The organism is Pontibacter indicus (genome assembly GCF_900156345.1).
In the GTDB taxonomy this organism is placed as follows: Bacteria; Bacteroidota; Bacteroidia; order Cytophagales; family Hymenobacteraceae; genus Pontibacter; species Pontibacter indicus.
Window position 1 is genome coordinate 1,380,017 of the sequence record NZ_FTPP01000001.1, and the last position, 25,962, is coordinate 1,405,978.

The following is a 25,962-nucleotide window of genomic DNA, read 5'->3' on the forward strand; positions in this document are numbered from 1 at the left end:
CCAATTTTGTGTAAACCACAGCTCCAGGCTTCACCGCCGTTTACACCAAGCGTTACTTATTCCTTTTCCCCTCTCCTGCTACCTCGATACAGTTCATACTTCAGTAACCTACAATCGATAGCGCCATTATATAGCGGAGTGCGGCGAGAAGCGCGGAGGCCAATGCTTTTGGCAGCATCCAGGTTGCCAGTGAACACAAAGGCATCGAAGCCCTGGTAATTATTCTTGAGCGTGTCGCCGATTTGTTTATACAGTTGGTGGATGTCGTCTGACTGAATGCGTTCGTTGTAAGGCGGGTTCATGATCAGCACACCCTCTTCTACTGGTGCCTGGGTCTTGAAAAAGTCGGCCATTTCCACCTTGATCACATGCTCCAAACCAGCATTCTCGATGTTCTTGCGGGCTGCGATCACGTAGTCTGGGTCGATGTCATAGCCCATGATGCGGGCCTGCGGCTCACGCTTTTCCTTGGCTTCCGCTGTCTTCCATACCATTTCAAAGAGCTCGGCGTTGTAGTCTTTCCAGCTCTCAAAACCATAAGGGTCGCGGCGGAAAATGCCCGGCGCAATGTTTTGAGCCATGAGGGCAGCCTCGATCAGGAAAGTGCCGGAGCCGGCCATCGGGTCAACAAAGGTCGATTTCTTGTCCCAACCTGACAGCGAGATGATACCAGCGGCCAGTACTTCGTTGAGCGGTGCTACGTTGGTCTGCAGACGATACCCGCGACGGTGCAGCGAGTCGCCGGAAGAGTCGAGTGAGAGGGTGACCATGTTCTCGTGCATGTGCAGGTTCAGGCGCACGTCCGGCCGGATGCGGTCCACGGATGGGCGCTCGCCAGTGGCTTTACGGAACTGGTCCACGATGGCGTCTTTGGTGAGTTGGGCCACAAACAGCGAGTGTTCAAAGGTAGAGTGACTCACCACGGAATCGATGGCAAAGGTCTGGTCCAGGTCAAACGCCTCGGCCCAGTTGGTTTTCTGTACCTGCTCGTAGAGGTCGCGTTCGTTGCGGGCTTTGAAGGTTCGGATCGGTTTGAGAATGCGAATGGCAGTGCGACACCACAGGTTGGCCTCGTAGAGCTGGCGCAGGTTACCCGAAAAAGAAACCGCCCGGTTGCCTACCTTAATATACTCTACCTCCAGTGCTTCCAGTTCCTGTGCCAATACCTCTTCCAGACCACTGAGCGTTGTGGCAATCATGTTGAAATTATCGCTCTGCTTTTGCTTCGCCATTTGCTATACCTGTTTGAGCTGCAAAAATAAGGTTTTAAGTTGGGAAGTTATTTTAAGTTGAGAAGTTAGAAATTAAAAAGTTAGAAAGTGAAACGAAGCTTTTAGTGAAAGCCGTACGTTCGCAACAACCAGCTCGATTTAATAAGCACCGACCTTAAAAATTCCTTTCTTTTACCTCGTCATTGAATAGTATCAGATAGGCATTCATCGGATTTAAGCATATGTGTCCATATTCAGTCAGGTGATTCCACTTTCTAACTTTTTAATTTTCTAACTTATAAACCTTAATTTTACGGCAAATACCCGCTTATGAAATTCGAGAAAGACTTTTTCCTGAAACCTTACAATACGTTTGGCATCGATGTAAAGGCCAAGCACTTTGCCCGCTTCGACAGTGTGCCCGAATTACAGGAGCTGCTGCAGCGACCGGAGGTGAAGGAAGAGCCGAAGCTTATTCTGGGCGGGGGAAGTAATTTGCTCTTCACCAAAGATTTCGACGGCATCGTGCTGCTCAACGGCATTAAAGGGATGGAAGTGCTGCACGAGGCCGGTGGCTATACCTACGTGCGGGCTGGCGGTGGTGAGAAGTGGCACGACCTGGTGCTTTTCTGCCTCGAGCATAACCTGGGCGGCATCGAGAACATGTCGCTTATACCTGGCACCGTGGGAGCTGCTCCTCTGCAGAATATCGGGGCCTATGGCGTAGAATTGAAAGATGTGTTTGTGGAGTTGGAAGCCGTACAGCTCGAAACCGGCGAAGTCCATACCTTCGACAAAGCGGCATGTCAGTTTGGGTACCGAGAGAGCGTTTTCAAACACAACCTGAAAGGGCAGTATGTAGTGACGGCCGTTACCCTGCGCCTACGCAAAGACCCGGAACTGAACACCTCGTACGGCGCCATCAAAACCACGCTGGAGGAAATGCAGGTACAGCAGCCTACTATCCACGACGTAAGTGCGGCCGTGTGCCACATCCGCCGCAGCAAACTGCCCGACCCGGCGCAAATCGGCAATGCGGGCAGCTTCTTCAAGAATCCCGAGATCCCGGTGCTGCTCTTTGATGTGCTCAAGGAAAAATACCCCGACATGCCCGCCTACCCCGTGTCCGACACGAGCGTGAAGGTGCCGGCCGGTTGGCTGATCGAGCAGTGCGGCTGGAAAGGCAAAGTGATCGACAACTACGGCGTGCACAAAAACCAGGCGCTGGTGCTCGTAAACTACGGCGGTGCAAAAGGCGAGAACCTGCTACAACTGGCGCAGGATATCATACAGTCAGTGCAGGAGAAATTCGGTATTTCGCTACACCCGGAGGTAAACATCATCTGACCAACAAGGCTTCTGCGAAAGGGCGAAATTTTTAAGTCAACAGACCTAACTTATTTAATCAGGTTGCGATATATAGGGTAGACTATAACAGCATACAACCCTATGAAATTTTACTTATACCGCTACCTACTGCTTTTTCTGGCACTTCCCCTTGTGCTGACTTCCTGCGACGACGACGATGATCCGGAGCCTACCAAAACCGACCTGCTCGTAGCCCACGAATGGCAGGGAGAACGCGTGCTGGTGAATGGTTTCGATGTGTCGGACCGCCCCGAGATCAAAGACATGCTGCTCGACATTAAGAGCACACGCCTGACGCTGCGCCGCGACGGTACCTATACCGCAGTATACGACCAGGCAGGCAGCAGCCAGACCACCACCGGCACTTGGGAGTTTAAGGAAAATGAAACAATCATCTACTTCGACCTGCTCGGTGACCTCCAGATAGAAACCCTGACGACCACCAACATGGACCTGATCACTACCGTGAACCGTAACAACACCAGCTTTGATGCAAAGGTCCAGTTTGTGAAGAAAAACTAAATTGAGTAAGTTAGGGCTGGCTTTTGCCCTACATGCGTCCCTATGCCCTTTCACAGCGCAGGACAGGCCCCAGGTAATCTATCTTTCAATTAAATATCATTCTATGAGAATTCAACAATTACTCACTTTCCTGTTTGCCCTGCTTCTGGTAACCAGCATGACCTCCTGCGACAAAGACAAGGATAAAGAGCCGACGAACAGAGACTTGTTAACATCTGCCAATTGGACCGGACATTCCGTATGGGCGTATGGCAACGATATTTCAGAGCTGTTTTTAGACGAACTTGGCTATGACATCAAAAAGAATATAGTTAAGTTTGATAAAGCGGGCACGTACGTAGACTCCTACGAAAGAAGGTCATTGAACGGCACTTGGGAATTTGCGGATAACGATAAATCCATCATATTCGACAAGGGTACCGGAGATGAGTACAAAGCAAGCGTGCTGATGCTTACAGATAAAGAACTCCGGATGGAGCAAACGCTTGAAACTGAAGATGGCGATTTAACACTGGAATTTAGATTCACCCGATAAACAAAAAGGCTCCCTTGCAGGAGCCTTTTTTTATTTCAGTACAGCTAGGGTAGCTCCGTCGCCTCCCCTTTCCTCGGCCTCGCTGGCTAGGCTGACCACCTCCGGCACCGAGTACAGGTAGTCGCGCACCACTTGCCGCAGCACGCCGTTGCCACGCCCGTGCACGATCTTTATCTCCGGTATACCCAGCATAATGGCTTCGTCGGTAAAGTTCATCACTTTGTTTAACGCATCTTCGGCATACTCGCCCCGGATATCGATGGTAGAGCCAAAGTCGGCCATACGCTGTGTGATGTTCATGCCGCGGGTATAGCCCTCTGCCACTTCTGCTTTCTTCTGCTTTTTAGTCTGTGCCTCGGCTCGTTCCAGGTTGTCCACCTTCACGATCGTTTTCAGGCCACCGAACAGCACCTCTGCCGTTTTGCCCTTGATGCTGACGATCTCACCCACAGAATCCTGCCCGATGAGTGCCACCGTGTCGCCGGCTTTGAGCGGTCCGCCGTTACCAGCAATCCGTTTATGAGCAGGTCGGGGTTCTTCTTTGCGCACTTTTTCGGTGGCAAACTCCTCGAGTTCTCGGCGGGCCTGCTTGGTTTGCTCCTTTTCGGCTTGGCTCTGCTTGATCTGCTGGATGGTCGCTTCGATCTTCTGGTTGGCATCTTTCAGCAGGAGTTTGGCCTTGCCTTTGGCTTCGCGCATCACATCCTGCTTGCTCTCCTCCAGGAAGTTCTTCAGGTCGGTGTACTCCTTCACGTTGCGTTTGAGTTTGAGCTCCAGCGCGGTGGCTTCTTTCAGCTTCTTCTCCAGTTCCTGCTTCTCGGTTTCCAGTTCCTCCAGCAAACGGTCATAGCGAATCTTATCCTTGCCTACCAGGCTGCTGGCCTTGTCCACAATGTGATTCGGAAGACCGATTTTGCGGGCAATCTCGATGGCGAAAGAAGAACCCGGCTTACCAATCTCCAGTTGATAAAGCGGCTGCAGGTTTTTGTGGTCGTAGCGCATGGCCCCGTTCACAATGCCCGGCGTGCGCTCGGCAAAGTTCTTCAGGTTGGTATAGTGCGTCGTAATCACGCCAAACACCTTGCTGTCGTTGAGGTTCTGCAGCACTGCCTCGGCAATGGCACCACCCAGCACCGGCTCTGTACCGGTACCGAACTCGTCGATCAGCACCAGGCTCTTGCTATCGGCCACCGTCACGAATTTCTTCATGTTAGTGAGGTGCGAGCTATAGGTACTCAGGTCGTTTTCGATGGACTGCTCATCGCCGATGTCGATAAAGATGTCATGGAAAATGCCGGCCTCCGAGTTATCAGCCACTGGTATCAGCATGCCGGTCTGCAGCATGTACTGCACCAATCCCACCGTTTTCAGGCTCACCGACTTACCACCCGCGTTCGGACCGGAGATCAACAAGATGCGCTGGTCGCGGGTCAGTTCCAGTTCCATCGGCACGGTTGGTTTGCCCAGTTGCCGGTGCGACAGGTATAGCAGCGGGTGAATGGCCTGTTTCCAGGCGATGTGCGGGTACTTGTGCAGCTTCGGCATACTTGCCGACACGCGACGCGAAAAGGCGGCCTTAGCCCGGATAAAGTCCAGCAGGCCCAGGTACTGGTAGGCTTTGCGCAGCTCAGGTATAAAGTTGCGCAGCGTGTTGGTTAGTCCCGTCAAAATGCGGATCAGTTCGCGGTGGTAAGCGTTCTCGAGGTCCTTAATGTCGTTGTTGAGTTCGAAGATAGACTCCGGCTCGATGTAGACCGTCTGCCCTGTGTTCGACTCGTCGTGGATGAGACCTTTGATACGGCGCTTGTGCTCGGCAATGACAGGTATAACCAGACGGCCGCCTCGGATGGTCGGCTCGGCATCGCCGGGCGTCCAGCCTTCGTTCTTGGCGTGACGAATAATCGAGCTGATGGTTTTACGCAGTTGGCCCTGCTGTGCGATGAGGTCGCGCTTGTAGCGTTGCAGCTCGGGCGAGGCGTCGTCGCGCACGGCACCCGCATCGTCCACCACTTTATCGAGGGCAGCGATCAGCGAACGCTCCACCATCACATTGGCTCCCAACGCTTTCAGGGCCTCGAACTTGCCCTCTTCCGTACTTGAAATGAAGCGCTGCGAATCGCGGATGGTACGCAGCGACATTTTGATCTCGAAGAAAGCCTGCACTTCCAGGAAGGTCCCGGGTATAGCGGCTCGGTCGAGGTAAGCAGTTACGTCGAAGTAGTGTTGCAGCGGAATTTCGGCGTCGGACTCAAGCAATTGCTTGAACTCGTTTGTCTGCTCCAACAGGCGCTGCACCAGGTCGTGGCGGTTCAGGAAGGTCATGCGGCTGACGAACTGCCGGCCGAGCGGGCTCAGGCAAAGCTCCGAAAGCAATTCGCGCACCTGCGCAAAGCCAATTTTTATTTCAAAGTTATCTGGATAGATCAATTGTTATCTCTTAGATTTAACGCAAATTTAGCATAATATAACACGAAAAGCCGCTGCTTTCGTTCGCTGCGATTTTATAAATTATGTGGCGGTTGAATTGGTGGTTGTTGATTGTTGTTCGTGCACGGTTTACCCACCCCTGCCCCTCCGAGGAGGGGAATATCAAGGAACGATTTTTCGTGCATCGTTAGGGCAGACCAATGCACGGTTCGGACAGGTCGCGACCTGTGCCTACAGGCAACGAAGCTGCTACATGGCACCACGAAATCACGTCCTGACATTAATGAAAAAAATTTTTAATTTTCTAACTTCTCAACTTTCTAACTTATATGGTTCTCGACAAACTCTCCAACGTCGCCCGCTATACCTGTATGCACCCGCTTTTTGCGCAGGCATTTCAATTTTTGCAGGAGGCTGACCTGATGACGCTTCCGCTAGGCCAGGAGGCTATTGTGGGCAAAGATCTTTTTGCGATCATTTCCGAAGGCAGCGGTATACCGGAAAAGGACGCTAAAATTGAGGTGCATCGCCGCTACATCGACATCCAGTACGTGATGGAAGGCACCGACCACATGGGCTGGCGCGACCTGGCCCTTTGCAGCGAACCCAACGACCCTTACACCGAGGAACGCGATGCCGCCTTCTTCCCGGACAAGCCCTCATTCTGGTTCGATGTGCCGGCTGGCTCTTTCACTATCTTCTACCCCGACGACGCCCACGCCGCCATGGTAACCGAAAGCACGGTGCGCAAGGTGGTGCTGAAGATTGCGGTAGATTCTCAGGTATAGCGCTGACGGCTTCTCCGCTTCGAAGGGAAATCATTCTGCTCGTTCAAAAAGCTACCTAAGACCAACAGATATGAGATACTTATACAGCCTTTTACTTGTAGCTGTGCTGTTTTCCTGTACCCAGCCTGCTGGTACCAGCCAGGCTCCTGAAAGCAAGGTGCAGGCCAAAGACGGGGAGCAATTCTATACCCTCAATGGCATAAAACATTGGGTGAAAATAAAAGGGAGCGAAAACAGCACGCCCCCTATTGTGATTGTGCATGGCGGACCGGGTGGCAATAACTACAACTTTGAACGGACGGTCGGGCCGAAGATCGAAGCCTTTGCCACAGTGGTGTACTACGAGCAACGCGGGAGCGGAAGAAGCGAAGCCCCCAAGGACCCGGACGACTATCTGCTGCAAACCCTCATCAGTGACCTGGAGCAGCTCAGAGATGCTTTAGGTGTGGAGAAGATGACTCTGCTGGGCTACTCCTTTGGAGCCGAGCTGGCCCTACGCTATGCCATTGCGCATCCGGAACGGGTGGAGAAGCTCATCCTATCCTCTCCCGCCGAATTGTCGAAAGCCAACATGCTGGTGCAGATACAGGGCTTCTATGCCATTGGCGACAGCACACTCAAAGCCGGTATTGAGCAGATCCTGCAAGACTCGACCTCGATTGAAGATAAGTATGGCAAGGTATGGAATTTAAGTTCTTCTAATGTGGTCGATCGGTTCCTGTTCCTGAACCCTGAACTGGCTCAGAAGAACAGGCAAATGTGGCAGGAAAGTAAGCTGAAGAATACCGGCCTGATGGCCAAGGTATACCTCAAACACAACAAAGCCGACCTGGTACAACAAGCGACAGGGCTGAAAACGCCGACGCTGATCATCAGTGGCGTGCATGATAAAAACGGCGGGCTGCACACGGGGCTTGCCCTGAAACAGGTGTTGAGCAACAGCATGATCAAACTGTATGAAAACAGCGCGCATTTCCCCGACATGGAAGAAGAGGATCGCTTTGCTGCAGATGTGAAAATGTTTACTCAAGGTAAATGATAAGCAGTGTTAAAATAAGCTATTTCGACAGATAGCAACCTCCCCTACCTGAAATGCTACACCTCATCAGAACCAACTCCGACCACAAAGATTTCATTAATCTGGTAAGACACCTCGACGCTGAACTGGCGGAGCGGGATGGTGCAGAACATGCGTTCTATGCCCAGTTCAACAAGATCGACAAGATAAAATATGTGGTTGTCGCTTATGAAGACGAAAAGCCAGTCGGTTGCGGTGCCATCAAGGAGTTTGAACCGGGCACGGTGGAAGTAAAGCGCATGTTTGTGTTTCCTCAATTCAGAGGAAAGGGCATTGCCGGCAAAGTACTGGCTGAGCTGGAGCGGTGGGCTGCCGAGTTATCATTTAACAAATGCATCCTGGAAACAGGCTTGAAACAACCCGAGGCCATTGCGCTCTACCGGAAAAGCAGGTATAGCCGTATTCCGAATTACGGCCAGTATGCCGGAGTGGAGAACAGCGTCTGCTTCGAAAAGCTGTTGTAGCAAGGTATAGGCTACCGCGTTAGCAGCTGCAAATCTCTGACCAGGCGGGACTCCGGCCGGAGCAGCGGAAACTGACTTAACACATCTAAAAAGCTCGTCAGCAGATAGGGGTTGTCCGCTATGTTCGTGAAATAGGCAATCAGCACATCGTTCTCAGGTATACGGATGACCAGGTTGCTAAAGCCGCTGGTGTTCCCAGTGTGGCACATCTCCAGTTTTCCTGAGTTGCTTAGCGAATAAAACCAGCCCATGCCATAGAAGCCATCCGGATACCCTTCGATCGGGGTATATACCTGTTCCAGTGCCGGTGCCATACTTGTCTGGCTGCTCAGAGCCCGGTGCCACAGCAGGTAATCGCGTACCGAGGTATAGAGACAGCCATCGCCTTTGGTGGCGGTGCAAGTGCCTTGGTCGGCCGATATAATCTCTCCGACCCTATTTCGGGCATAGCCCATGGCCCGATTAGGTATAGGCTTACCTCGCTGGTATAGCGTAGTGTGGTGCATACCTAGCGGTGCAAAAAAATGCTGTTGCAGAAAATCGCCAAACTCCATACCTGACACCTGTTCGACTACCAGTGCCAGCAGCACATAGCCTGTGTTGCTATACCTATACCTGCTGCCGGGTGTAAAGTAAGTTGAAGTTTGCGAGGCGGTAATTGCCAAAACCTCTTCATCACTGACCTGCCAGTCGGACCGCTCTTTCACAAACGCTTCGTAATCCAGCAGACCGGAGGTATGGCAAAGCAAATGACGCAACGTGACCTTCGCGCCTATACCTGTTGCGAAGTCTGAAAAGAAGTTATTCAAGGTGTCCTCATAAGACAAGTGTCCCTCTTGCTCCAGCAACTGCACGGCCATTGCCGTGAATTGCTTGCTCACCGAGGCCAGCCGAAAGGTAGTGTCTGGTGTAATGGGTTCGCACGTGATGAGGTTAGCTATACCTATACCTTTCGCGTAAAGCTCCTCCCCCGCTACCGACACAAGCAGCACAGCACCGGGCGCATCAGCCTGGTAAGTACCCTTGAGGTGCGCATCCAGGGCCTCTGTTAATGGCAGCTTTAGAGTAGACTTATCGCTATTTAACATAAATAAAGCACCAGTAAAATAAAGCCAGTAAATGTATACTTTAAAACTTCTCCTCCACACCTAGCCCGAACAGGGCGTAGTCGTACTTCACAGGGTCCAGTGGGTCGAAGGCACGCAGATGATCCGTCAGTTCCTCGGCCGTTTGCCAGTCCATGCCCTTGCGGGTGATCAGGCCAAGGCGTCGTGCTACCCGCTCCACGTGCACGTCGCAGGGACAAACAAGGTCGGCGGGCTGCATCGTGTGCCAGATGCCGAAGTCCACGCCGCCATCCGCGGGGCGTACCATCCAGCGCAGGTACATGTTCAGGCGCTTGCAGGCCGATTTACGGGCCGGAGTAGAAATATGCTTGCGAGTCCGGTGTGGGGCATCTTCCAGGCTAAACACCAGGTCATGAAAATGCTCCAGCCTTTCCTTTTGCGTTTTGATCTTGCCTCCTATACCTGTAAAAGCCGTTTCCAGGCTCTCGTGCTGCTCGTAATACCATCTGAACCAATGGATCAGGTATAGCAGATCGGTGTCGTTGAAAGTGCGGTGCTTGAAACCCAGAAAGCGGGGCAGGTCCTGCTCCTGGTGCTGCAGGATGAACTCGTGCGGGGCATTGTCCATCAGGTCCATCAGCCGAAGGCAGTTGTTGATAATGGTCTTGCGCTGCCCCCAGGCCAGTATAGAAGCGAAAAAGCCGCTGATCTCGATATCCTGCTTTTTGGTGAAGCGGTGCGGAATGGAGACCGGGTCGTTCGGAATAAAGCTGGGCTGGTTGTAGCGGGCTACCCGGTCGTCGAGCAGGGCCTTGATCTGGGCGATGTCCTGTTTCATGTGCTTGGTACGAGAAATGGCGCCCTGCAAGTTAGTCAATCTGCGGCTGGGAGCCCAGCCTTCAGCTGCCGCATCAGGTATCAGAATGGCTAAAAACAAAAAAGCCCGGACTTTACGGTCCGGGCTCCTTCTTTATCATTCTACCTGCTTAGGGCATGTAAGACAACTCTACTCTAAATTTCTGGTCGATGGCGCCGAGCTTCTGGCAGGCTTTCTTCGACAGGCGCACCACCACGTTGTTGTTCTCGCTTGTGTTGGGCAATTTACCGATCACGCGCACATACACCACCTGGTCGTTCATGGCGTTTTTCACCTGCATGATCGTGCCAACCGGAGCGGACTTGTGCAGCGCCAGGTATTTGTTCGTGTCTGCTTTCGGGTCAATCATCTCGGCCATACCTGTCTCAAGGATCTTCTTGGCACCGGAAACGGAGTCTACCGTCTCGTCGTCATCGTCAGTTTTTACGTTGGTGGCAGGTGCCGGCGTTGCTGGCTGCGGTGTGAGCACAACGTGCGTGTTGGCTGGCGTGGTAACGGCGGCTACTGGCTCTGCAGAAGCTACGGCTGTTTCCTTCACATTGTCTTTCGCGATTTCGTCATCTGCCTCGCTCACATAGATCGGGTTTTTGGAAGGAACCGGCTGGCCTTTGCCTACGATCAACAGGGCACCCACGCTGATGGTGTTATCCGGTAGGTTGTTCCAACGCTTGATGTCATCCACCTTCACGGCGTGCATACGCGAGATCGAGTACAGCGTCTGCTGTGGCTCTACCTGGTGCAATTTTTCGCCGCGGCTGTTCACAGTAAAGGTACGGTTGCTGGCGGTGGCTGCGGCTGCCGTCTGCTTTACAGGGGCTGGTGCTGCAGCATACTTGCGCGGGATCAGCACGACCTGACCCACGTGGATGGTGGTTTCAACCGAAGGGTTCGCGTCCACGATCTGGGCCACCGACACACTATACTTTCTGGAGAGGGCGTAAAGTGTTTCTTTTGGCTCTACGCGGTGCTGCACGTATATCTTGCCGTTCTTTCGCTCTACCCCTACAGAGTCGCGCGGGGCAACCAGGTCGAGAGCTGAGGCTGAAACAGGGAACAGCGGCAGTGCTACCAGGGCGATAAGTAAAATTCGAATCATAGCTAAAAGTCGTAACTAATCGTAACTATAAGTTAAAGAGAATATGCCTTCAGAATCGTTTTGTTTTGCACGAAATACAAACTGCGCATAAAGATAAAAAAAGTATCTGAACCTACGCCATCCATTGCACCTGCAAGTAACTCATTTAAGTGCAAAAAACCATTTAAATCAAAAACAGCCAGAAAATTATCTAACTTATTTTCGGCCGTCCGCCGGTAGTAACTCACCACCAAGCAAGTGTCCGTCTCGGCATACTCCAGGGCGCTTACAGGCTCACAATCAAGTTCCTGCACCAAAAAATCGCGTACCTGCCGGAAGTAGGTTTCTCCCTCGCGGTAGAGGTGCGGGTACTGCACCGCCCCAAAACGGACCGTATGGAAGAGGTGTACACGTTCTGCCGCCTCTTTTTGGCCTATATCGTTTCGAATGGTGTTACCGTAACCGCTTTCGAGCAAAAGCAGTTCCCCGCCCTGCTGACTAATATTAACGGCCAGCAATCCCCGTTCCTCCACCCCATAAAAAGCCAGGTCGGGCTGCTCCCAGAGGGCCTTGCCTGTATTTGTTGCAAAGGCCCGTATACCTTTGTGCTGGCCCAGTTTGCGGTCGCCGTAGCCATGCAGGTAGACCGCCCGGTTGTACACGTCCTCCAGGCCCATCCACCAGGTGTTAGCATCAGGTAGTTTTAGCTCCAGCAGCTTGCCATCGGGCAGGTGCAAGGTATAGAAGCGGGTCTGCAGCAGGTCGGCGTCGCGCACCTCCAGTGCCAGCCAGCCGCCCGGAGTGTCGAGCCGAATACGCCACACGGGCGCCTCAAAATCGTATTTAAAAACTAGGGAGAGAATAAGCGGGATTTTTTTAGTATATTATTTCCGATTAAGCCCAAATGTATGAAATCTAACGCAAAAATATGGTCCTGGTCCCCGCTCTTCCTGCTGGCCTTCTTCTTCTCGTGCACGGCAGCCTGGGCGCAGGAGCGCCAGAAGGTATTCGTCATGGAGATCAACTCAGAGATCGACCCGCGCACCAACCGCTATACCCAGCTGGCGCTCGAAGAGGCTACCCGCCTGGAGGCTGACCATGTGCTGCTCAAGCTCAACACTTACGGGGGTGCCGTGAACGACGCCGATGCCATTCGCCTGCGCCTGCTCGAGTATCCGAAACCAATCTATGTGTTCATCGACAAAAACGCCGCCTCTGCCGGTGCCCTCATCTCCATAGCCTGCGACAGCATCTACATGGCGCCGGGCGCCAACATCGGGGCCGCCACCGTGGTGGGAGCAGACGGGCAGGCCGCTCCCGGCAAGTACCAGAGCTACATGCGCTCTATCATGCGCTCCACCGCCGAAGCCAATGGCCGCAACCCCCGACTGGCCGAGGCCATGGTCGACGCTTCCGTGGACAGCACTTTGACTGCTGATCAGGTGCTGACCCTCACTACCTCCGAAGCGATTCAGCACGGCTTCAGCGAAGGGCAGGCCAACAACATAGAGGAAGTGCTTCAGAAGCTTAACCTGCAGGATGCAGAAATGCTGCGCTACGAGCTGAGCGCAACAGACAAGGTCATTTCCTTTTTCCTAAATCCCGTCATCAGCGGCATCCTTATCCTGATCATCATCGGCGGGCTTTGGTTCGAGCTCCAGACGCCAGGCGTGGGCTTTCCGCTTATCGCAGCCATCGTGGCCGGCGTGCTATACCTGACACCCTTCTACCTCAACGGTCTGGCCGAACACTGGGAGGTGCTGCTCTTTATTGTGGGACTGGTGCTGATCGGGCTGGAGGTGTTTGTGGTGCCGGGCTTCGGGGTGACAGGTATAAGCGGCATTATACTGGTGTTCCTGTCCCTGCTCCTGATCATGGTCAACAACCAGGCCTTTGACTTCACGTTCGTGTCGTCTGAGCGCCTGATGGAGAGTCTGGTTTCGGTGCTGCTGGGTATGATCAGCGCGGTGATCATTGTAGCGCTAACCTGGAACCGCGTGCTGGGCAGCCGCGCCCTGCAGCGGGTTACCCTCGTGAACACTTTCAACAGCAAGGAAGGCTACCGTTCCAGCAACTCGGCCGAGCACCTGATCGGCAAAACAGGTATAGCCCATACCCGCATGGCCCCGAGCGGACGCGTGATGATCGAGGACAACCTGTACGACGCCCAGGCCCGCGACGGCTTCATTGAGAAAGGGGACGCAGTGCAGGTGATCGACCAAAGCACCTTCGCGCTGCGGGTGAAGAAAGTCTAGGAGTTGGGCAGTCTAGGGGTTTGAGAAATGGGCAGATCAGAATGCTGCATTACCCCGCCCCCATCATGCAACTCTTTGAGCGCTGCATGGGTCTTCCAGCTATAGACACTTATTAAATTGTAACATGAGAAAACCCACCCTCTACCTCATCGCCCCCCTGGTGATAATGTTAACCGCCTTCTCCTGCGACAAGGACGAGGACCTCGACGCTGTTGAAACAACCGCCACCCTCTTTTGGACGGGCGATGTGGCCGTTGACGGCTGCGGGTATTCAGTCCAGATAGGCGAAAAGAGCTACAAGCCTGAAAACGAAGGCGACATTGACGCTTCGTTCAAAGTGTATGAGCCTATCCCGGTCGCGATCAAGTTAATTCACAAAGGCGAGCGGGAAATTGCCTGTGGTATGCTTCCCGGTAAATCAAAAAGAGATTTTGTTCGCGTGCTCTCCATCAGGAAAATATAGCCGTAATCCACCATTAATATATTCATAATCAACACCTATGAAAACTTTTATTCAACTGACGCTTTTAATCGGTCTTTCCTTCTTTTTGTTGATCGCCTGCCAGAGCAATGCAGACGAAAGCGCTGAGACCGATGATGCCATCCTGATCTGGTCGGGGGAGTACATGGTGGACGGCTGTGGCTTTGAAGTAGAAATAGACGGCAAGCGTTACAAGCCTGACAACGAAAACGAGATCGGCGAGGCTTTCAAGGTAGAGGGCGAAACGCCTGTGATCATCACCTTCGAGCGCCTGGGCCGTCAACTCGATATCCGCTGTGGGCTGTCCACGCAGAGCCGTGCCATGGACGCCATCCGGGTGATCTCTGTGAAGAAACGGACCTAGCCCCCTGCCGAGCTTTTTATACCTGCCTGCTGCATTACTCCCTTCTCTTGCGTAACTTGCCGGGGCCTGCCGCTGCATGGCCGGCCACAGAAAACCGTATGCCCTATGCAAATCCTCGGCATTATACCTGCCCGCTACGCCTCCACCCGTTTCCCCGGAAAACCCCTTGTCGACATCAACGGCAAAAGCATGATCCAGCGGGTGTACGAACAGGCTTCCTCTTCAGGTTTAACTGATGTTATTGTAGCCACTGATGATCAGCGTATTCTGGACCATGTGCATGGCTTTGGAGGCAAGGCCGTGATGACAGCATCCCACCACCAAAGCGGCACCGACCGCTGCTTCGAAGCCTACCAGCTACACGACCAACCTTTCGAGTACGTGATCAACATACAGGGGGACGAGCCTTTCATTAAGCCCGAGCAAATCGACCTGCTTGCCAATTGCTTCAACAATCCGCAGACGCAACTGGCAACCCTTATCAAGAAGATCAATTCAGCAGAAGAGCTCTTCAACGTGAATGCGCCGAAGGTGGTGGTGAGCCGTCACGGAGAGGCCTTGTATTTTAGCCGGCAGCCAATCCCCTACTGCCGCAACGTCCCCAACGACATCTGGCACAAGCAGCATACCTACTACAAGCACATCGGCATCTACGGCTATCGCACCGACATCCTGGAGCAGATCACCCAGTTGCCCCCTTCCAGCCTAGAACTGGCTGAATCGCTGGAGCAGCTGCGCTGGCTAGAAAACGGCTTCCGCATCACCACGGCCATCACCGAATTCGAAACCATCGGCATCGACACCCCGGAGGATCTGGAGAAAATCGGTTTTAATGAATAATGACAAATGAGTAATGACTAGTGATTAATGAATAATGACGAATGAATAGTGAGTAATGAGTAACGGGCTGGGCTGTGGACTATAAAGCTAAATCACGGTTAGCACCTTTTATGTATTAATTCATGCATATATTACTAAACATCTGATTCGTAAATTATTAAGCACAGCATTACACCCATCAAAATAATTTTATATCTAACCCTCGGCAGACATTCATTACTCATTCGTCATTCGTCATTAATCTTTACTCATTATTTCATTCTCTATGAAGAACTATACCTTGCTGCGGTTTGTGAAATTGAGCCTGTACTTCTTTGGAATGTACGGTTTGTTGACGGCCGTCTGGTTTGGTTTTAGTGGCAGGTTTAGTGAAAATGCGAGTGGGGCGATTAACGAGATACTGGTGAATGCGGCGATCTTCTCACTGCTGTTTACCATTGCGTTATTGCTGTGGTTCAGGCGCACAGAGGTCAGGATTCCGGTAACGCATATCAGTCAGAAGGCGCTTGAACAAAAGCTTGAGGAGATCGGTTACGAGCGCATAGTTGATAAGGTCAAGGGGTCTGTACAGGTATACAAGCCGCGCCCACCCAAAGCCTCTGCGCTCGCTGGTAGACTATTCGTGCAGAAGTCTGCTAACTTCTACCACCTGCATGGGCCGGTGAGCAAGTTGAAGGATTTGAGTGTTTAGAAAGGTATACCGTATCCACGTTATACCATAAGGTTAAGGTGCTAAGCAGTATGGCCGCCCCTTTGTAGGGACAGGTCGCGACCCTATGCTGTCAACTTAAGCGTTTTTTGTTATTTCGAACTGAGGGAAGGGGCCCTCTATTGGTGAGGAATCTGGAATATTGCGGAAATGCTTAAATAACCCAGATCTCTCCATGCTGTCGAGATGACAGTTTGGGTACAATGTTTCTTAAGCTGACGGCATGGAGTCGCGACCTGTCCGAATCGTGCACCGGCTATACCTGTCCGAATCGTGCATGGGCAATCGTTCACTGACATTCCCCTCCTCGGAGGGGCAGGGGTGGGTTAATCGTGCACCTAACAATTCAACCATCAACAATTTAACAATTAAACAAAATCACCCTCCCGCTTTCTTAGCCTTATAACCAGCGGCCACCAGCACCTGCAGCACCTTGTCCCGGAAATCGCCCTGGATCAGGATCTCGCCATCCTTGGCAGTGCCGCCTACGCCGCATTTGTTTTTCAGCATTTTGCCAAGCTCTTTCAGATCGTCTTCTGTGCCGACAAAACCTGCCACCAGCGTTACCTGCTTGCCGCCACGGGCTTTCTTGTCGAGCATCACTTTCAGATTCTGCTGCTGTGGCGGAAGCGTCTCCGCCTCGTGCTGCTGCTCGTACTCGTAGTTGTAATCGGCATTGGTGGAGTAAACCACGCCCTGTCTTCCTTTTTTATTCTTGTCGCTCATAATCTCTTATTCTCTATACCCTCTGCGGTGGCCATGCTATACCTGAGGCAGGCTACCGCGCTATACCTTTATACCTCCTTCAGCGTGCCACCACATGCAGGGATTGCGGCACCATGCGCACCTCAAATTCCTTGGCCTTCCCCAGGTATTCTCCATCGGCATGGTGCATCATCTCGTGGTCTGTCTGCACCTTTACGCCCTCGGTCTTGAAATACTCGGCACTGTCAGCACTGGCCGGTTTGTTGGCCAGCATGGCGTAGCTCAGTTGCAGCGCCTTGAACATATCCAGCCTACGCACCAGGCACACATCCAGCAGACCGTCCCGTATGTTGGCCATGGGAGCAATGTAGGCGTTGTTGCCATACTGCGCCGCGTTGGCAAAGGCCATCACAAACAGCTCTGTCTCGATGGTCTTGCCATTGATAACAGCCTTCACTGGCAGGTGACGGTAATTGCGCACCTCCTTTAAGATCAGCTCCACATAGGTCTGCAAACCGCGCTTCTTGCTCCCCGCAAACACCGAACTGATGTAGGCATCAAATCCTATACCCGCCGTCGTGAAAAAGGGGCGTCCGTTGATGGTGCCACTGTCGATCTGGGTGCGGTGCCCTTGGTTGAGGAAGCGTATGGCTGCGTCTACCGTCAGGGGCACCTGCATGTGGCGGGCCAGGCCGTTGCCGGAACCCCTCGGGATAATGCCCAGCGCCGTTTCTGTATACAGCAGGCCTTGTGCTACCTCGTTTACGGTGCCATCGCCCCCAACGGCCACCACCACCGCGTAGCCCTGCTCGGCTGCCTGCCTGGCGAGCTCTGGTGCGTGCCCGGCATAATCGGTGTACACGATGTCATGGTCGAACTTTTCGTGGTCGAGGTGGAGCTTGATGCGGGCGGCCACATCTATCCTGCTGCTGGGTCCGGAGGTGGGATTGATAATGAACCGGATAATGGGGCGTTTGCTCATATACTCGCTTTTCGGCTAAGGGCGCTGCTGACTGGTTTATTTGTACGCAAAGTAACCTATTCCGCCTGAAAATAAAAAAGCCCGGCAGATGGCCGGGCTTTCTGTCGTACAGGTATAGGTTTCCTTATTTGAGGTGGAACGTGAGCACCGGAACGTCCGAGTGATTCACCAGGTCCTCGGCGATGCTGCCGCTGAGTAAGTGCGCCAAACCGGTGCGTCCGTGCGTGGCCATCATGATCAGGTCAGCACCAACCTCTTCTGCAAAGTTCAGGATACCGTTCTCTTCAATTACGTCGTTGTACACATTGCTGGTATAGTTCTGCAAGCCGTAGCGCTCAGCAGCCGTTTGCATGCGCGTACGCAGGATGGCGTTCGACTCAAAAGCGCCGGGTGTGTTGACATACACCAGGTGCAGTGTCGCGCCGAACATCTGCTGGAAGTACTTGAACTTCTCCATAGCCGTTCCGATCTCACGCTTGAAGTCAGATGGCAGCACGATGTTGCGTACCCGGAAATTTGGTATGGCTCCTTTGATGGTCAGCACCGGGCACTCGGCCGTGCGCACCACCTTCTCTGTGTTGGATCCCAGCAGAAACTCGTTCATGCCGCTGGCGCCTTTCGAGCCCATCACCACCAGGTCCACCTGGTCCTCTTTGATTACGCGGCGGATCTTGCGGATCACAGTGTCGGCGTCTACCTCCTGCACTACTTCCACTCCGGCATGTTCTACCGAACGCTCCAGCTGGGCCATACGGCTTTTGGTCGTTTCGAGCAACTTCATCATGTATACCTGCTCCATGCCGTCTCCGCCAACCAGGTCGCCGGTCACGCTGAAGGATTGTGAGTAAGGCATTTCCACTACGTGCAGCAGTTTAATGGCAGCGCCGGTCTGACGTGCGATGGCAACAGCTACTTCAAAGGCGTGGTAGGCCTGTTCAGAAAAGTCGGTGGGTACAAGTATTCTTCTCATAATTAGTGCGGTTAAATGCTTTGCGTTGATTTCAAGGTAAAAGTACGGGACTGTATACGCCTAAACGATGACAATTGTCATTTCAGGTGAAATATAGTGATTTTCTTTTATATCCAATACAAAACGCAAAAGCCCGCCGGAATGGCGGGCTTTTGCAGGTATACGGTATAAAATCCGGTAATTAACCCAGCTTAGCGATCAGATCGGCTGTTCTGTTAGAGTAACCGGCCTCGTTGTCGTACCAGCCTACTACTTTCACCAGCGTTTCGTTGGCAGAAGTCATCTCAGCGTCGAAAATGCAAGAGTGCGTGTTGCCTACGATGTCAATCGAAACGATTGGATCTTCGGTGTACTCCAGGATGCCTTTCATTTCGCCTTCAGCGGCTTTCTTCACGGCAGCGTTGATCTCCTCTTTGGTGGCAGGACGCTTCAGGATACAGGTAAGGTCTGTCAGGGAGCCATCTGGAATTGGAACGCGCATTGCTACGCCGTCCAGTTTGCCTTTCAGGTGTGGCAGTACCAGACCAACGGCCTTGGCGGCACCTGTAGAAGTTGGGATGATGGAATAAGCTGCGGCACGGGCTCTTCTCAGGTCGCTGTGCGGAGAATCCTGCAGGCTCTGGTCAGAGGTATAAGCGTGTACGGTGGTGATGTAGCCTTTCTCGATACCGAACGTGTCGTCGAGTACTTTCGCCATTGGCGCAAGGCAGTTTGTGGTGCATGATGCGTTGGAAACGATGCGCTCGTCGCCAGTCAGAATTTCTTCGTTCACACCCAGTACCACAGTTGGGATGTTACCTTTGGCAGGGGCTGAGATAACCACTTTGCGGGCTCCTGCTTCCAGGTGACCGCCAGCGCCCTGCTCGTCTACGAAACGGCCGGTAGACTCCAGCACTACGTCAACGCCCATCTTGCCCCAAGGCAGGTTTTTAGGCTCGCGCTCTGCCGTGATCTGAATCTCTCTGCCGTTTACGATAATACCGTTGTCAGTGGCTTCTACTGTACCATTAAAACGGCCGTGCACTGAGTCGTACTTCAGCAGGTGAGCCAATGTTTTGGTATTGGTCAGGTCGTTGATCGCTACTACCTCTACATTGTCCTTCTCCAGAAGGGCCTTAAAAGTAAGTCTGCCGATACGGCCAAAACCGTTGATTGCAACTTTAATTTTAGACATGGTATTTGGGATTGATTTGTTTTTAAATTTTGATGCTGCGAAGTTACGATTACGGATAAGGAAAACCAATATATTTTTTCCTTGCTGACCCTTAATGTTTTACGCAGAAACAGGCTAAAAAATCAAAAAAACATTTGCCTTGTAATCGCTTTGCCTTATATTTGCACCACCAAATGACAGAATGGTCCGTTCGTCTAGGGGTTAGGACTCCAGATTTTCATTCTGGCAACAGGGGTTCGATTCCCCTACGGACTACTCAAAAGCCTCTCAGCTAAACCTGAGGGGCTTTTTTTATGCTCCTAGCACACCAGGCAGATGCTAGCCTCCCTCCCACTGCCAACTGCGAGCGGGCACTGTCCTCAAAAACTACCAGGTACTAGACAAACTCAGCAAGCCTTTCTGCCCTCCCTCCTATTACGCTTAGCCAAGCAGGCTCATCTGTAGCTACTCAGGAGAAGACAGCTGAAACTGATGGCTATTTTAGCCTTTCTAACCAGAACTAAGCGGTTTTCAGAGATAAAATAACCTGGTTCATCTAAAAAACAATCAAATACTAATCGGTACTTTGTATTACAAGGTACTGTATATAACTTTATACCACTTACTGATCGAACCAGCTCGGCGCCAATTAACAGGCTTTGCCAAAGACAGTTCGACGGAGGTTACTGCTTATGTTGTACAGGATAAATTCATCAATCACCCCCTACCCTTTCACATTTAAAACTATGACACTCAAAAAAACTTTCTTGCTGCTGTTTTTCTTCGGAAACACGCTATTGGCGACTGGCCAACAAACCAAAATGATTAACGTCGGGGATCACTCGCTGGAGATGATACAGGCAGGGACTGGCGACTACACTGTCATCTTCGAATCAGGCTTCGGAACAGACTACAAAGTATGGGGCAACGTGGCTGCAGAAGTAATGAACATGAATCAGGTTATGCTGTATTCGAGAGCCGGAACCGGCAAATCAGAGGCTAACCCAAAACCACAAACGCTGGAGGCTGCAGTACAGGATCTGAACACCCTTATTGAGCAGGCAAACCTGAAACCTCCTTTCATTTTGGTGGGCCACTCATACGGTGCTTTCATTATCCGGGCCTATGCAGCGCAGCATCCGGATAAAGTGAAGGGATTGGTCTTGGTTGATCCGGCACATGAAAAAATGATGCAGGAACTGAAAAAAGCAGATCAAGCCAAAGCGGTTAAAGACATCGAGCTCCAAAACAGCTTTGTACCAGACAGGTTCAGGCAGGAAAACGAGGCCATTAACCGGATCTTCGAAAAAGCTGCCCTGCCTGATTTCGGGGTGCTGCCACAAGTGCCGGCTGTAGTGCTTACCTCGGTTCAGCAAAGAGCCAACCCAGAGTTGTTTCTCCATGAGCCCAAAGGTGTGGAAATATGGCGCGCGCTGCACAGCGAGTTTTTCAGCCGGTTCACCAGCGGTGCCCATGTTATAACTGCCCATAGCGGCCATAACATTCATCGGGAAGAACCGGAACTGGTAATCAACGCCATCAGACAGGTGGTGCAGGCGGCAACGAAGGAAAAGGCCCGGCAGGAGCACGAAGCCAAAACGACGTCCTTACATGATAAATTGACGCAGTCGGCCGTATACCTGAAGCAGCGAAAAGAACCTAAGGCCGAAGCAGTTGCATTTGAGGGTTTAAGAGACTCCGGCTTTGGTGAGCGTACCATTAACACCATCGCCTACCAATACCTAAATAGCCCGGCTACCTTGCCTGTTTCGCTGCTGATTTTCAAGTATAACACGGTAACTTATGCCAGCTCGGCCAACGCCTTTGATAGCTACGGTGAGGCCTTGGTGAAGCAAGGCAAGCTAAAGCAGGCGGAGGAGCAGTTCCATAAAGCCATCGAACTTGCCACAGCTGCCAATGACACTTCTACACTTAAAAACAGCAAAAGCCACCTGGAAAAGATCAAGCAGCTAAAAAGCTCTAAACGCCTGTAGTAGCAGTGTAAGTTTTTCTGCTCCTACTCCTTAGGAGAATAAGCTTTCAGAACGACCAATTCCCTTAGGATAAGGTTCTATAGCTGAATCCTACTGACCTAAAGATAAAGCCTCTTAGTCTAGACTAAGGGGCTTTTGTATTTCAATCCTGACACATCGCTCTGCTTTTCCAGCCAGCCTGTTTGCGTTTTTATACCTTCGCTTCATTCTCTGTAAATTTGTATCTTGAATCAATAACTTGGCAATCAGTGGACTTTGTACTATACCTGGTCGGTGAACTAGACGAGCTACAAAGCTGGCCAAGGTATACAAGAGGCGTCATGAAACAAGGCGGGATCAGAGAATTGATAAACTCCCTTAATTGACGTCCCCGTCAGGTATAGCCTGCGTCAGCTTCTTCAACTGGTTCAAAGCAACTTCCTACGCTTCAATTGGAATTTCAGGGAATCATCCTCACCTTTGCACCGTAATGATAGATTATGGCTTTTCACCTTTATTTCGCTTCCCCACCTTGCCCTGTTTTGCCTGCAGCTTAAGCGTTTTCTCGTTTCACGTATGTTAACGCCATTTTCTAATAAATAGCCCTTCCAAGAGCGCCTACACCCATTTTCCAGCTTGTTTTGCGTGCCTTTCTCTTTTAAAGAGTGTTGCCTGAAATGCAGCTGCCATACACCAATCCGAATCATGTTACATTTACCAAATAAGAAAATAGTTATACCGGCTATACCTGCCGTATTGCTGGCTATGATCAGCGTGCAGGGCGGCGCCTCCATTGCCAAGTATCTCTTCCCTGTGCTGGGGGCCAGTGGCACGGCCTCCTTGCGCATCGGCTTCTCAACGCTCATCCTGCTGGCATTTTTCAGAACTAACCTCTTGAAGGTGACCAAAAAGCAGTGGCTCTACTGCCTGGCCTATGGTACCTGCCTCGGCGCCATGAACCTGGTGTTCTACTTTGCCATCCAGCGCATCCCGCTGGGCCTAGGCGTTACCCTGGAGTTTACCGGGCCGCTGGTGCTGGCGCTGCTGGGCTCCCGAAAAAAGCTGGACCTGCTTTGGGTGCTGCTTGCCTGCTCAGGTATAGCTTTGATCGCCCCGTGGCAGAACAACAACGTGGATTTGTTAGGCGCAGGTCTGGCTGTTGGGGCCGGCGCCCTGTGGGCGGGTTACATTGTGCTAGGCGGTAAGGTTGCGAAGGTGATGAAAGGCAGTGATGCCGTTGGAGTGGGGATGCTTTTTGCCTCCCTCTTCGTGCTCCCTTTTGGCATTTTCAGCGGCGACCTAGCGGCCGTTACGGTGCCGCTGCTGTTGCTCGGTGTGGCCGTCGCGCTCCTGACCAGCGCCATACCTTATACCCTGGAGATCGGTGCCCTGCGCCAGCTGCCGCCCAAGACCTTTGGCATTCTAATGAGTCTGCACCCGGCTTTTGCCGCCCTCTCCGGTTTGCTGTTCCTGGATGAATACCTGAGCCTGAAACAATGGCTGTCCATCAGCTGCGTTGTCGCGGCCAGCGTGGGCGCTACGTACTTTTCACGGAAGGTCCGGTAATAGCTCCAAATCGAGGTTTTCGCTATACCTATACCTTGTGTCGGATACAAAGTCGGTTCCCGCGTATACAACTGAAAACTGACTGTAGCACCAAATACAACGCATAAGGTATGATAAAAGTAGCCATCATTATTGGAAGCACGCGCCCGGGCCGAAACGGCGAAGCGGTCGGAAAATGGGTGTACGAAATAGCGTCCAAACGAACCGACGCCACCTACGAACTGATCGACCTGCTGGAAGTGAACCTGCCCCTGCTGGATGAGCCCAACTCGCCCGCCATGCAGAAGTATACCAAGCAGCACACAAAAGACTGGTCTGCCCGGATAGACCCCTTCGACGCTTTTGTGTTCGTTACCCCGGAGTACAACCACGGGGTGCCGGCGGCTCTCAAAAATGCCCTCGATTTCCTGTATAAAGAGTGGAACAACAAAGCCGCCGGGTTCGTGGCCTATGGCAACGCAGGAGGAGCCCGGTCTGTGGAGCACCTACGCGCCACCATGGCCGAGCTGCAGATGGCCGACGTGCGGGAGCAGGTAGCCCTGTCGCTCTTCACCGACTTTGAAAATTACAGCGTTTTCAAACCAGCCTCCTTCCACGAGAAAAAGTTGAACACCTTACTCGATCAGTTGGTGAGCTGGGGAACGGCCTTGAAACAGGTGCGTGAGAAAGGAAAGCAAGACAATAGCGATCAGTAATGCGCCCATCAGGTGTTTTAATGCTCTTTATCTACCTGCTTGTACGCCGCATGATCTGATTTTCTCCGTTTGGCAACGTCTTCCTGCTCCAACGCTTTCCGATCCCATTTGGCCTGATCGGCAGCCGCTTCGTAAGTGCTTTGCAGGAAGTCCATCAGCGTGGCTTCCGGATCTTCTGCCTTCTGAACGGCATCGTAAGGCAGCACGAACTCCCGAAGTTCCGGGTGGTAGTAGGCCTGCTCAGGTTTAATGCGGGCATCCTTATACCCTTCCGGCTCCGGATAAATGTAACTGTAAAACGCCGCATGCGGAAATGCCTCGTTTCCAGGCCAGAAGCCGCAGCTGCAAACCTCTCTGGAATAAGCCTCCTGGGCTACCCAGTCCGGCAGATTGGGCACTGCCGCCGGGGTGTTTGGGAGCGTCGCGGCCTGAGAAGCGCGACACGGCCAGGTCGAAGCTGCCCCAGAAAAAATGCACCGGACTGCTCTTGCCCCTGAAGCCAGCCCGGAACCGGTTAAACACCGCATGCGACCGGAGCAAGGCCTGGTGCAGAGCTGCTGCGTGTTCCGGGTCGTAGGTGGCATGGGTTTCATCCTCATCAAAGCGAATAGGGTCTTCCAGTTCATTCGGCACCGGGTAAATGTCCGCCCGTATACCTACTCGCTGAAGCGCATCCAGTAGCTGCTGATAGCACCCCGCCACCGACAGACCTTCTTTTAAGTCGATGCTGTGTGTTTCGCCTGCACTGGTTTTGAGCTGTAGTTGGTGGCGTATGAAGTCGAAGTCCAGCTGAAAATGCTTCTCCCCGTCCACCATATCGGAGGTGGTGAGGCCGCTGGGTGTGACATAGAGTGTGACGTGCCAGGAATGGTTGATCCAGGGCGTTTTAATCAGTCTGATCTTTCCCACGATCTGCGTCCACAGGTGTAGCGTTTCATACGTTTTCTGAGCCTCTTTAAAGGACAGCGTAGGCCATGTTGTTTTCATAGGCAGTATTTTTGGTTGGCTTGGTCACTCCAGTAAGGTGATGATATTGCTGGGTCTGTTCAGCAGGCGGTGCAGTGGACAGGCTTTCGCTATTTTACACAGCTTGCCATGTTGCTCTGCTGTCAGTTTTTCGCTGAAAGACACGCTGCAATAAAATGTGTTCGCGCCGGTGGCAGTATCGGGACTTTTTACCAGGTTCACTTTTGCATTAATCCGGCCTATCTCCCAGCCTTTGCGGGTTATGTACATCCGGAGGGTGATCACCATACAGGAGGCCAGCGCCATACACAGGAAGTCGCCGGGACCGGGCCCCAGGTCCTGGCCGCCCAGGTCGAGCGGTTCATCGGCTATGAGCGTATGCCGGTTCGTCTGAAGCGTCGTTGTATACATCTCCCCAGTATTCTCGGCTTCGGCAGTGGCAATGATGTTGGGCATCTGTTGGTTGTTTATTTTTCGTGCTGTAAGGCCTGGCAGTTGACTGGTTTATACCTATACCTGTCGAGCAGTTTTTACTTCATTCCCAGCTATTTACATATTATACCGCTTCGATAGGCAAGTGGTTCTGGCTACAGTATACCTATCCCACCCTGTCTGTGATCAGGTATACAACCTGCTCGATATTGCTGCTGATAACTGCGAAAACATTTCTACTGCAGGTGGCTAGTTAAAAGCTGCCTGCTAGAGTTACATTCCCTTTCGCCGGATGCGCTCCGTTTATACCTGGGTACTTGTAAGTTCCCGTAAACAGCTTCAAAAACATCTCCTCCGAATGATCAAGGCGTCATACTGGCTGTGCCGGGCCTGCTCATCTCCAAGTGTGCGAAAAAGACGCTAGGCTGATTTTGGATTTCTGATTGATGGAGAAAAAAG

General features: G+C 52.3%; 26 protein-coding genes, 1 tRNA gene and 1 pseudogene. 15 read left to right on the forward strand and 13 right to left on the reverse strand.

The genetic code is table 11. The features are described from left to right. Positions 1-56: 56 nt before the first annotated feature. Positions 57-1,232 carry a THUMP domain-containing class I SAM-dependent RNA methyltransferase gene (locus B0B12_RS05925; protein ID WP_076666558.1) on the reverse strand — a complete coding sequence of 392 codons (1,176 nt, stop codon included), beginning with the start codon at positions 1,230-1,232 and terminating at the stop codon, positions 57-59. Between the two features lie 309 nt (positions 1,233-1,541). On the opposite strand from B0B12_RS05925, the gene murB reads away from it, so the two are divergent. The 3 genes from murB to B0B12_RS05940 all read left to right on the forward strand — a co-directional run bounded on the left by murB (position 1,542) and on the right by B0B12_RS05940 (position 3,636). Beyond that, positions 1,542-2,558, forward strand: a complete 1,017-nt coding sequence (gene murB, locus B0B12_RS05930; protein WP_076666560.1) for a UDP-N-acetylmuramate dehydrogenase — start codon at positions 1,542-1,544, stop codon at positions 2,556-2,558. Positions 2,559-2,660: 102 nt separating this feature from the next. Continuing rightward, complete coding sequence (locus tag B0B12_RS05935; protein WP_076666563.1) at positions 2,661-3,101, forward strand: lipocalin family protein; 441 nt, start codon at positions 2,661-2,663, stop codon at positions 3,099-3,101. A gap of 103 nt (positions 3,102-3,204) precedes the next feature. Then, positions 3,205-3,636: a hypothetical protein gene (locus B0B12_RS05940; RefSeq protein ID WP_139337765.1), complete on the forward strand. Its 432-nt coding sequence runs from the start codon at positions 3,205-3,207 to the stop codon at positions 3,634-3,636. Between the two features lie 30 nt (positions 3,637-3,666). Here the strand turns inward: B0B12_RS05940 and B0B12_RS05945 are convergent, their stop codons facing one another. Beyond that, a complete protein-coding gene (locus B0B12_RS05945; RefSeq protein WP_076666567.1) occupies positions 3,667-6,063 on the reverse strand; it encodes an endonuclease MutS2 in 2,397 nt (798 codons plus the stop codon). 329 nt (positions 6,064-6,392) lie between these two features. Between B0B12_RS05945 and B0B12_RS05950 the strand changes: the two genes are divergently transcribed. The 3 genes from B0B12_RS05950 to B0B12_RS05960 all read left to right on the forward strand — a co-directional run bounded on the left by B0B12_RS05950 (position 6,393) and on the right by B0B12_RS05960 (position 8,393). Beyond that, positions 6,393-6,851 (forward strand): NanQ anomerase/TabA/YiaL family protein, encoded by a 459-nt coding sequence (locus B0B12_RS05950; protein ID WP_076666569.1) that lies wholly within the window; start codon positions 6,393-6,395, stop codon positions 6,849-6,851. 70 nt (positions 6,852-6,921) lie between these two features. After that, on the forward strand, positions 6,922-7,890 hold the full coding sequence (locus B0B12_RS05955) for an alpha/beta fold hydrolase (RefSeq protein ID WP_083704086.1): 969 nt from the start codon (positions 6,922-6,924) through the stop codon (positions 7,888-7,890). A gap of 53 nt (positions 7,891-7,943) precedes the next feature. Next, positions 7,944-8,393: a GNAT family N-acetyltransferase gene (locus B0B12_RS05960; protein WP_076666571.1), complete on the forward strand. Its 450-nt coding sequence runs from the start codon at positions 7,944-7,946 to the stop codon at positions 8,391-8,393. 11 nt (positions 8,394-8,404) lie between these two features. Here B0B12_RS05960 and B0B12_RS05965 read toward each other — a convergent pair whose 3' ends face one another. The 4 genes from B0B12_RS05965 to B0B12_RS05980 all read right to left on the reverse strand — a co-directional run bounded on the left by B0B12_RS05965 (position 8,405) and on the right by B0B12_RS05980 (position 12,236). Beyond that, a complete protein-coding gene (locus tag B0B12_RS05965; RefSeq protein WP_076666573.1) occupies positions 8,405-9,481 on the reverse strand; it encodes a serine hydrolase domain-containing protein in 1,077 nt (358 codons plus the stop codon). A gap of 40 nt (positions 9,482-9,521) precedes the next feature. Next, the gene (locus B0B12_RS05970) at positions 9,522-10,298 is read right to left on the reverse strand and encodes a TIGR02757 family protein (RefSeq protein ID WP_076667715.1); all 777 of its coding nucleotides are present in this window, start codon (positions 10,296-10,298) and stop codon (positions 9,522-9,524) included. Between the two features lie 148 nt (positions 10,299-10,446). Further along, a complete protein-coding gene (locus B0B12_RS05975) occupies positions 10,447-11,433 on the reverse strand; it encodes a LysM peptidoglycan-binding domain-containing protein (RefSeq protein ID WP_212564605.1) in 987 nt (328 codons plus the stop codon). 32 nt (positions 11,434-11,465) lie between these two features. Continuing rightward, complete coding sequence (locus tag B0B12_RS05980) at positions 11,466-12,236, reverse strand: DUF4905 domain-containing protein (protein WP_076666576.1); 771 nt, start codon at positions 12,234-12,236, stop codon at positions 11,466-11,468. An 84-nt stretch (positions 12,237-12,320) separates the two neighbouring features. On the opposite strand from B0B12_RS05980, the gene B0B12_RS05985 reads away from it, so the two are divergent. From B0B12_RS05985 to B0B12_RS06005, 5 genes are all read left to right on the forward strand, one after another. Then, complete coding sequence (locus B0B12_RS05985) at positions 12,321-13,667, forward strand: NfeD family protein (protein ID WP_076666578.1); 1,347 nt, start codon at positions 12,321-12,323, stop codon at positions 13,665-13,667. A gap of 124 nt (positions 13,668-13,791) precedes the next feature. Then, positions 13,792-14,130: a hypothetical protein gene (locus B0B12_RS05990; protein ID WP_076666580.1), complete on the forward strand. Its 339-nt coding sequence runs from the start codon at positions 13,792-13,794 to the stop codon at positions 14,128-14,130. Between the two features lie 37 nt (positions 14,131-14,167). Beyond that, complete coding sequence (locus B0B12_RS05995; protein WP_076666582.1) at positions 14,168-14,512, forward strand: hypothetical protein; 345 nt, start codon at positions 14,168-14,170, stop codon at positions 14,510-14,512. 105 nt (positions 14,513-14,617) lie between these two features. Next, positions 14,618-15,352, forward strand: coding sequence for a 3-deoxy-manno-octulosonate cytidylyltransferase (gene kdsB / locus B0B12_RS06000; RefSeq protein WP_076666585.1), 735 nt, complete (start codon positions 14,618-14,620; stop codon positions 15,350-15,352). A gap of 265 nt (positions 15,353-15,617) precedes the next feature. Further along, a complete protein-coding gene (locus B0B12_RS06005) occupies positions 15,618-16,043 on the forward strand; it encodes a hypothetical protein (RefSeq protein ID WP_076666587.1) in 426 nt (141 codons plus the stop codon). Positions 16,044-16,439: 396 nt separating this feature from the next. On the opposite strand, the gene B0B12_RS06010 is transcribed toward B0B12_RS06005, so the two are convergent. The 4 genes from B0B12_RS06010 to gap form a co-directional block, all read right to left on the reverse strand. Continuing rightward, complete coding sequence (locus B0B12_RS06010) at positions 16,440-16,787, reverse strand: translation initiation factor (RefSeq protein WP_076666589.1); 348 nt, start codon at positions 16,785-16,787, stop codon at positions 16,440-16,442. A 79-nt stretch (positions 16,788-16,866) separates the two neighbouring features. Further along, positions 16,867-17,748 (reverse strand): diacylglycerol/lipid kinase family protein, encoded by an 882-nt coding sequence (locus tag B0B12_RS06015; RefSeq protein ID WP_076666591.1) that lies wholly within the window; start codon positions 17,746-17,748, stop codon positions 16,867-16,869. Between the two features lie 124 nt (positions 17,749-17,872). After that, the gene (locus B0B12_RS06020; protein WP_076666593.1) at positions 17,873-18,718 is read right to left on the reverse strand and encodes a universal stress protein; all 846 of its coding nucleotides are present in this window, start codon (positions 18,716-18,718) and stop codon (positions 17,873-17,875) included. A 181-nt stretch (positions 18,719-18,899) separates the two neighbouring features. Continuing rightward, entirely contained in the window at positions 18,900-19,892 is a 993-nt protein-coding gene (gap, locus tag B0B12_RS06025; RefSeq protein WP_076666595.1) for a type I glyceraldehyde-3-phosphate dehydrogenase, read from the reverse strand. 183 nt (positions 19,893-20,075) lie between these two features. Here gap and B0B12_RS06030 point away from each other — a divergent pair. From B0B12_RS06030 to B0B12_RS06050, 4 genes are all read left to right on the forward strand, one after another. Beyond that, a tRNA-Glu gene (locus tag B0B12_RS06030) sits at positions 20,076-20,147 on the forward strand. Positions 20,148-20,617: 470 nt separating this feature from the next. Beyond that, the gene (locus B0B12_RS06035; RefSeq protein WP_076666597.1) at positions 20,618-21,865 is read left to right on the forward strand and encodes an alpha/beta fold hydrolase; all 1,248 of its coding nucleotides are present in this window, start codon (positions 20,618-20,620) and stop codon (positions 21,863-21,865) included. A 684-nt stretch (positions 21,866-22,549) separates the two neighbouring features. After that, on the forward strand, positions 22,550-23,410 hold the full coding sequence (locus B0B12_RS06045) for an EamA family transporter (protein ID WP_076666601.1): 861 nt from the start codon (positions 22,550-22,552) through the stop codon (positions 23,408-23,410). Between the two features lie 110 nt (positions 23,411-23,520). Then, positions 23,521-24,105 carry an NADPH-dependent FMN reductase gene (locus B0B12_RS06050; protein ID WP_076666603.1) on the forward strand — a complete coding sequence of 195 codons (585 nt, stop codon included), beginning with the start codon at positions 23,521-23,523 and terminating at the stop codon, positions 24,103-24,105. A gap of 17 nt (positions 24,106-24,122) precedes the next feature. On the opposite strand, the gene B0B12_RS20560 is transcribed toward B0B12_RS06050, so the two are convergent. The 3 genes and pseudogenes from B0B12_RS20560 to B0B12_RS06060 form a co-directional block, all read right to left on the reverse strand. After that, positions 24,123-24,503, reverse strand: a complete 381-nt coding sequence (locus tag B0B12_RS20560) for a DUF5996 family protein (protein WP_244554609.1) — start codon at positions 24,501-24,503, stop codon at positions 24,123-24,125. 55 nt (positions 24,504-24,558) lie between these two features. After that, positions 24,559-25,092 (reverse strand): annotated as a pseudogene (locus B0B12_RS20565) (DUF5996 family protein); the annotation flags it as partial. Between the two features lie 24 nt (positions 25,093-25,116). Continuing rightward, complete coding sequence (locus tag B0B12_RS06060) at positions 25,117-25,527, reverse strand: OsmC family protein (RefSeq protein ID WP_076666605.1); 411 nt, start codon at positions 25,525-25,527, stop codon at positions 25,117-25,119. Positions 25,528-25,962: the final 435 nt, after the last annotated feature.

What these genes read in the sequence shown, in the direction of transcription:
- B0B12_RS05925 (WP_076666558.1), bottom strand. Translation starts at nt 1,232, where the DNA reads ATGGCGAAGCAAAAGCAGAGCGATAATTTCAACATGATTGCCACAACG.
- murB (WP_076666560.1), top strand. Translation starts at nt 1,542, where the DNA reads ATGAAATTCGAGAAAGACTTTTTCCTGAAACCTTACAATACGTTTGGC.
- B0B12_RS05935 (WP_076666563.1), top strand. Translation starts at nt 2,661, where the DNA reads ATGAAATTTTACTTATACCGCTACCTACTGCTTTTTCTGGCACTTCCC.
- B0B12_RS05940 (WP_139337765.1), top strand. Translation starts at nt 3,205, where the DNA reads ATGAGAATTCAACAATTACTCACTTTCCTGTTTGCCCTGCTTCTGGTA.
- B0B12_RS05950 (WP_076666569.1), top strand. Translation starts at nt 6,393, where the DNA reads ATGGTTCTCGACAAACTCTCCAACGTCGCCCGCTATACCTGTATGCAC.
- B0B12_RS05955 (WP_083704086.1), top strand. Translation starts at nt 6,922, where the DNA reads ATGAGATACTTATACAGCCTTTTACTTGTAGCTGTGCTGTTTTCCTGT.
- B0B12_RS05960 (WP_076666571.1), top strand. Translation starts at nt 7,944, where the DNA reads ATGCTACACCTCATCAGAACCAACTCCGACCACAAAGATTTCATTAAT.
- B0B12_RS05965 (WP_076666573.1), bottom strand. Translation starts at nt 9,481, where the DNA reads ATGTTAAATAGCGATAAGTCTACTCTAAAGCTGCCATTAACAGAGGCC.
- B0B12_RS05970 (WP_076667715.1), bottom strand. Translation starts at nt 10,298, where the DNA reads ATGAAACAGGACATCGCCCAGATCAAGGCCCTGCTCGACGACCGGGTA.
- B0B12_RS05975 (WP_212564605.1), bottom strand. Translation starts at nt 11,433, where the DNA reads ATGATTCGAATTTTACTTATCGCCCTGGTAGCACTGCCGCTGTTCCCT.
- B0B12_RS05985 (WP_076666578.1), top strand. Translation starts at nt 12,321, where the DNA reads ATGAAATCTAACGCAAAAATATGGTCCTGGTCCCCGCTCTTCCTGCTG.
- B0B12_RS05990 (WP_076666580.1), top strand. Translation starts at nt 13,792, where the DNA reads ATGAGAAAACCCACCCTCTACCTCATCGCCCCCCTGGTGATAATGTTA.
- B0B12_RS05995 (WP_076666582.1), top strand. Translation starts at nt 14,168, where the DNA reads ATGAAAACTTTTATTCAACTGACGCTTTTAATCGGTCTTTCCTTCTTT.
- kdsB (WP_076666585.1), top strand. Translation starts at nt 14,618, where the DNA reads ATGCAAATCCTCGGCATTATACCTGCCCGCTACGCCTCCACCCGTTTC.
- B0B12_RS06005 (WP_076666587.1), top strand. Translation starts at nt 15,618, where the DNA reads ATGAAGAACTATACCTTGCTGCGGTTTGTGAAATTGAGCCTGTACTTC.
- B0B12_RS06010 (WP_076666589.1), bottom strand. Translation starts at nt 16,787, where the DNA reads ATGAGCGACAAGAATAAAAAAGGAAGACAGGGCGTGGTTTACTCCACC.
- B0B12_RS06015 (WP_076666591.1), bottom strand. Translation starts at nt 17,748, where the DNA reads ATGAGCAAACGCCCCATTATCCGGTTCATTATCAATCCCACCTCCGGA.
- B0B12_RS06020 (WP_076666593.1), bottom strand. Translation starts at nt 18,718, where the DNA reads ATGAGAAGAATACTTGTACCCACCGACTTTTCTGAACAGGCCTACCAC.
- gap (WP_076666595.1), bottom strand. Translation starts at nt 19,892, where the DNA reads ATGTCTAAAATTAAAGTTGCAATCAACGGTTTTGGCCGTATCGGCAGA.
- B0B12_RS06035 (WP_076666597.1), top strand. Translation starts at nt 20,618, where the DNA reads ATGACACTCAAAAAAACTTTCTTGCTGCTGTTTTTCTTCGGAAACACG.
- B0B12_RS06045 (WP_076666601.1), top strand. Translation starts at nt 22,550, where the DNA reads ATGTTACATTTACCAAATAAGAAAATAGTTATACCGGCTATACCTGCC.
- B0B12_RS06050 (WP_076666603.1), top strand. Translation starts at nt 23,521, where the DNA reads ATGATAAAAGTAGCCATCATTATTGGAAGCACGCGCCCGGGCCGAAAC.
- B0B12_RS06060 (WP_076666605.1), bottom strand. Translation starts at nt 25,527, where the DNA reads ATGCCCAACATCATTGCCACTGCCGAAGCCGAGAATACTGGGGAGATG.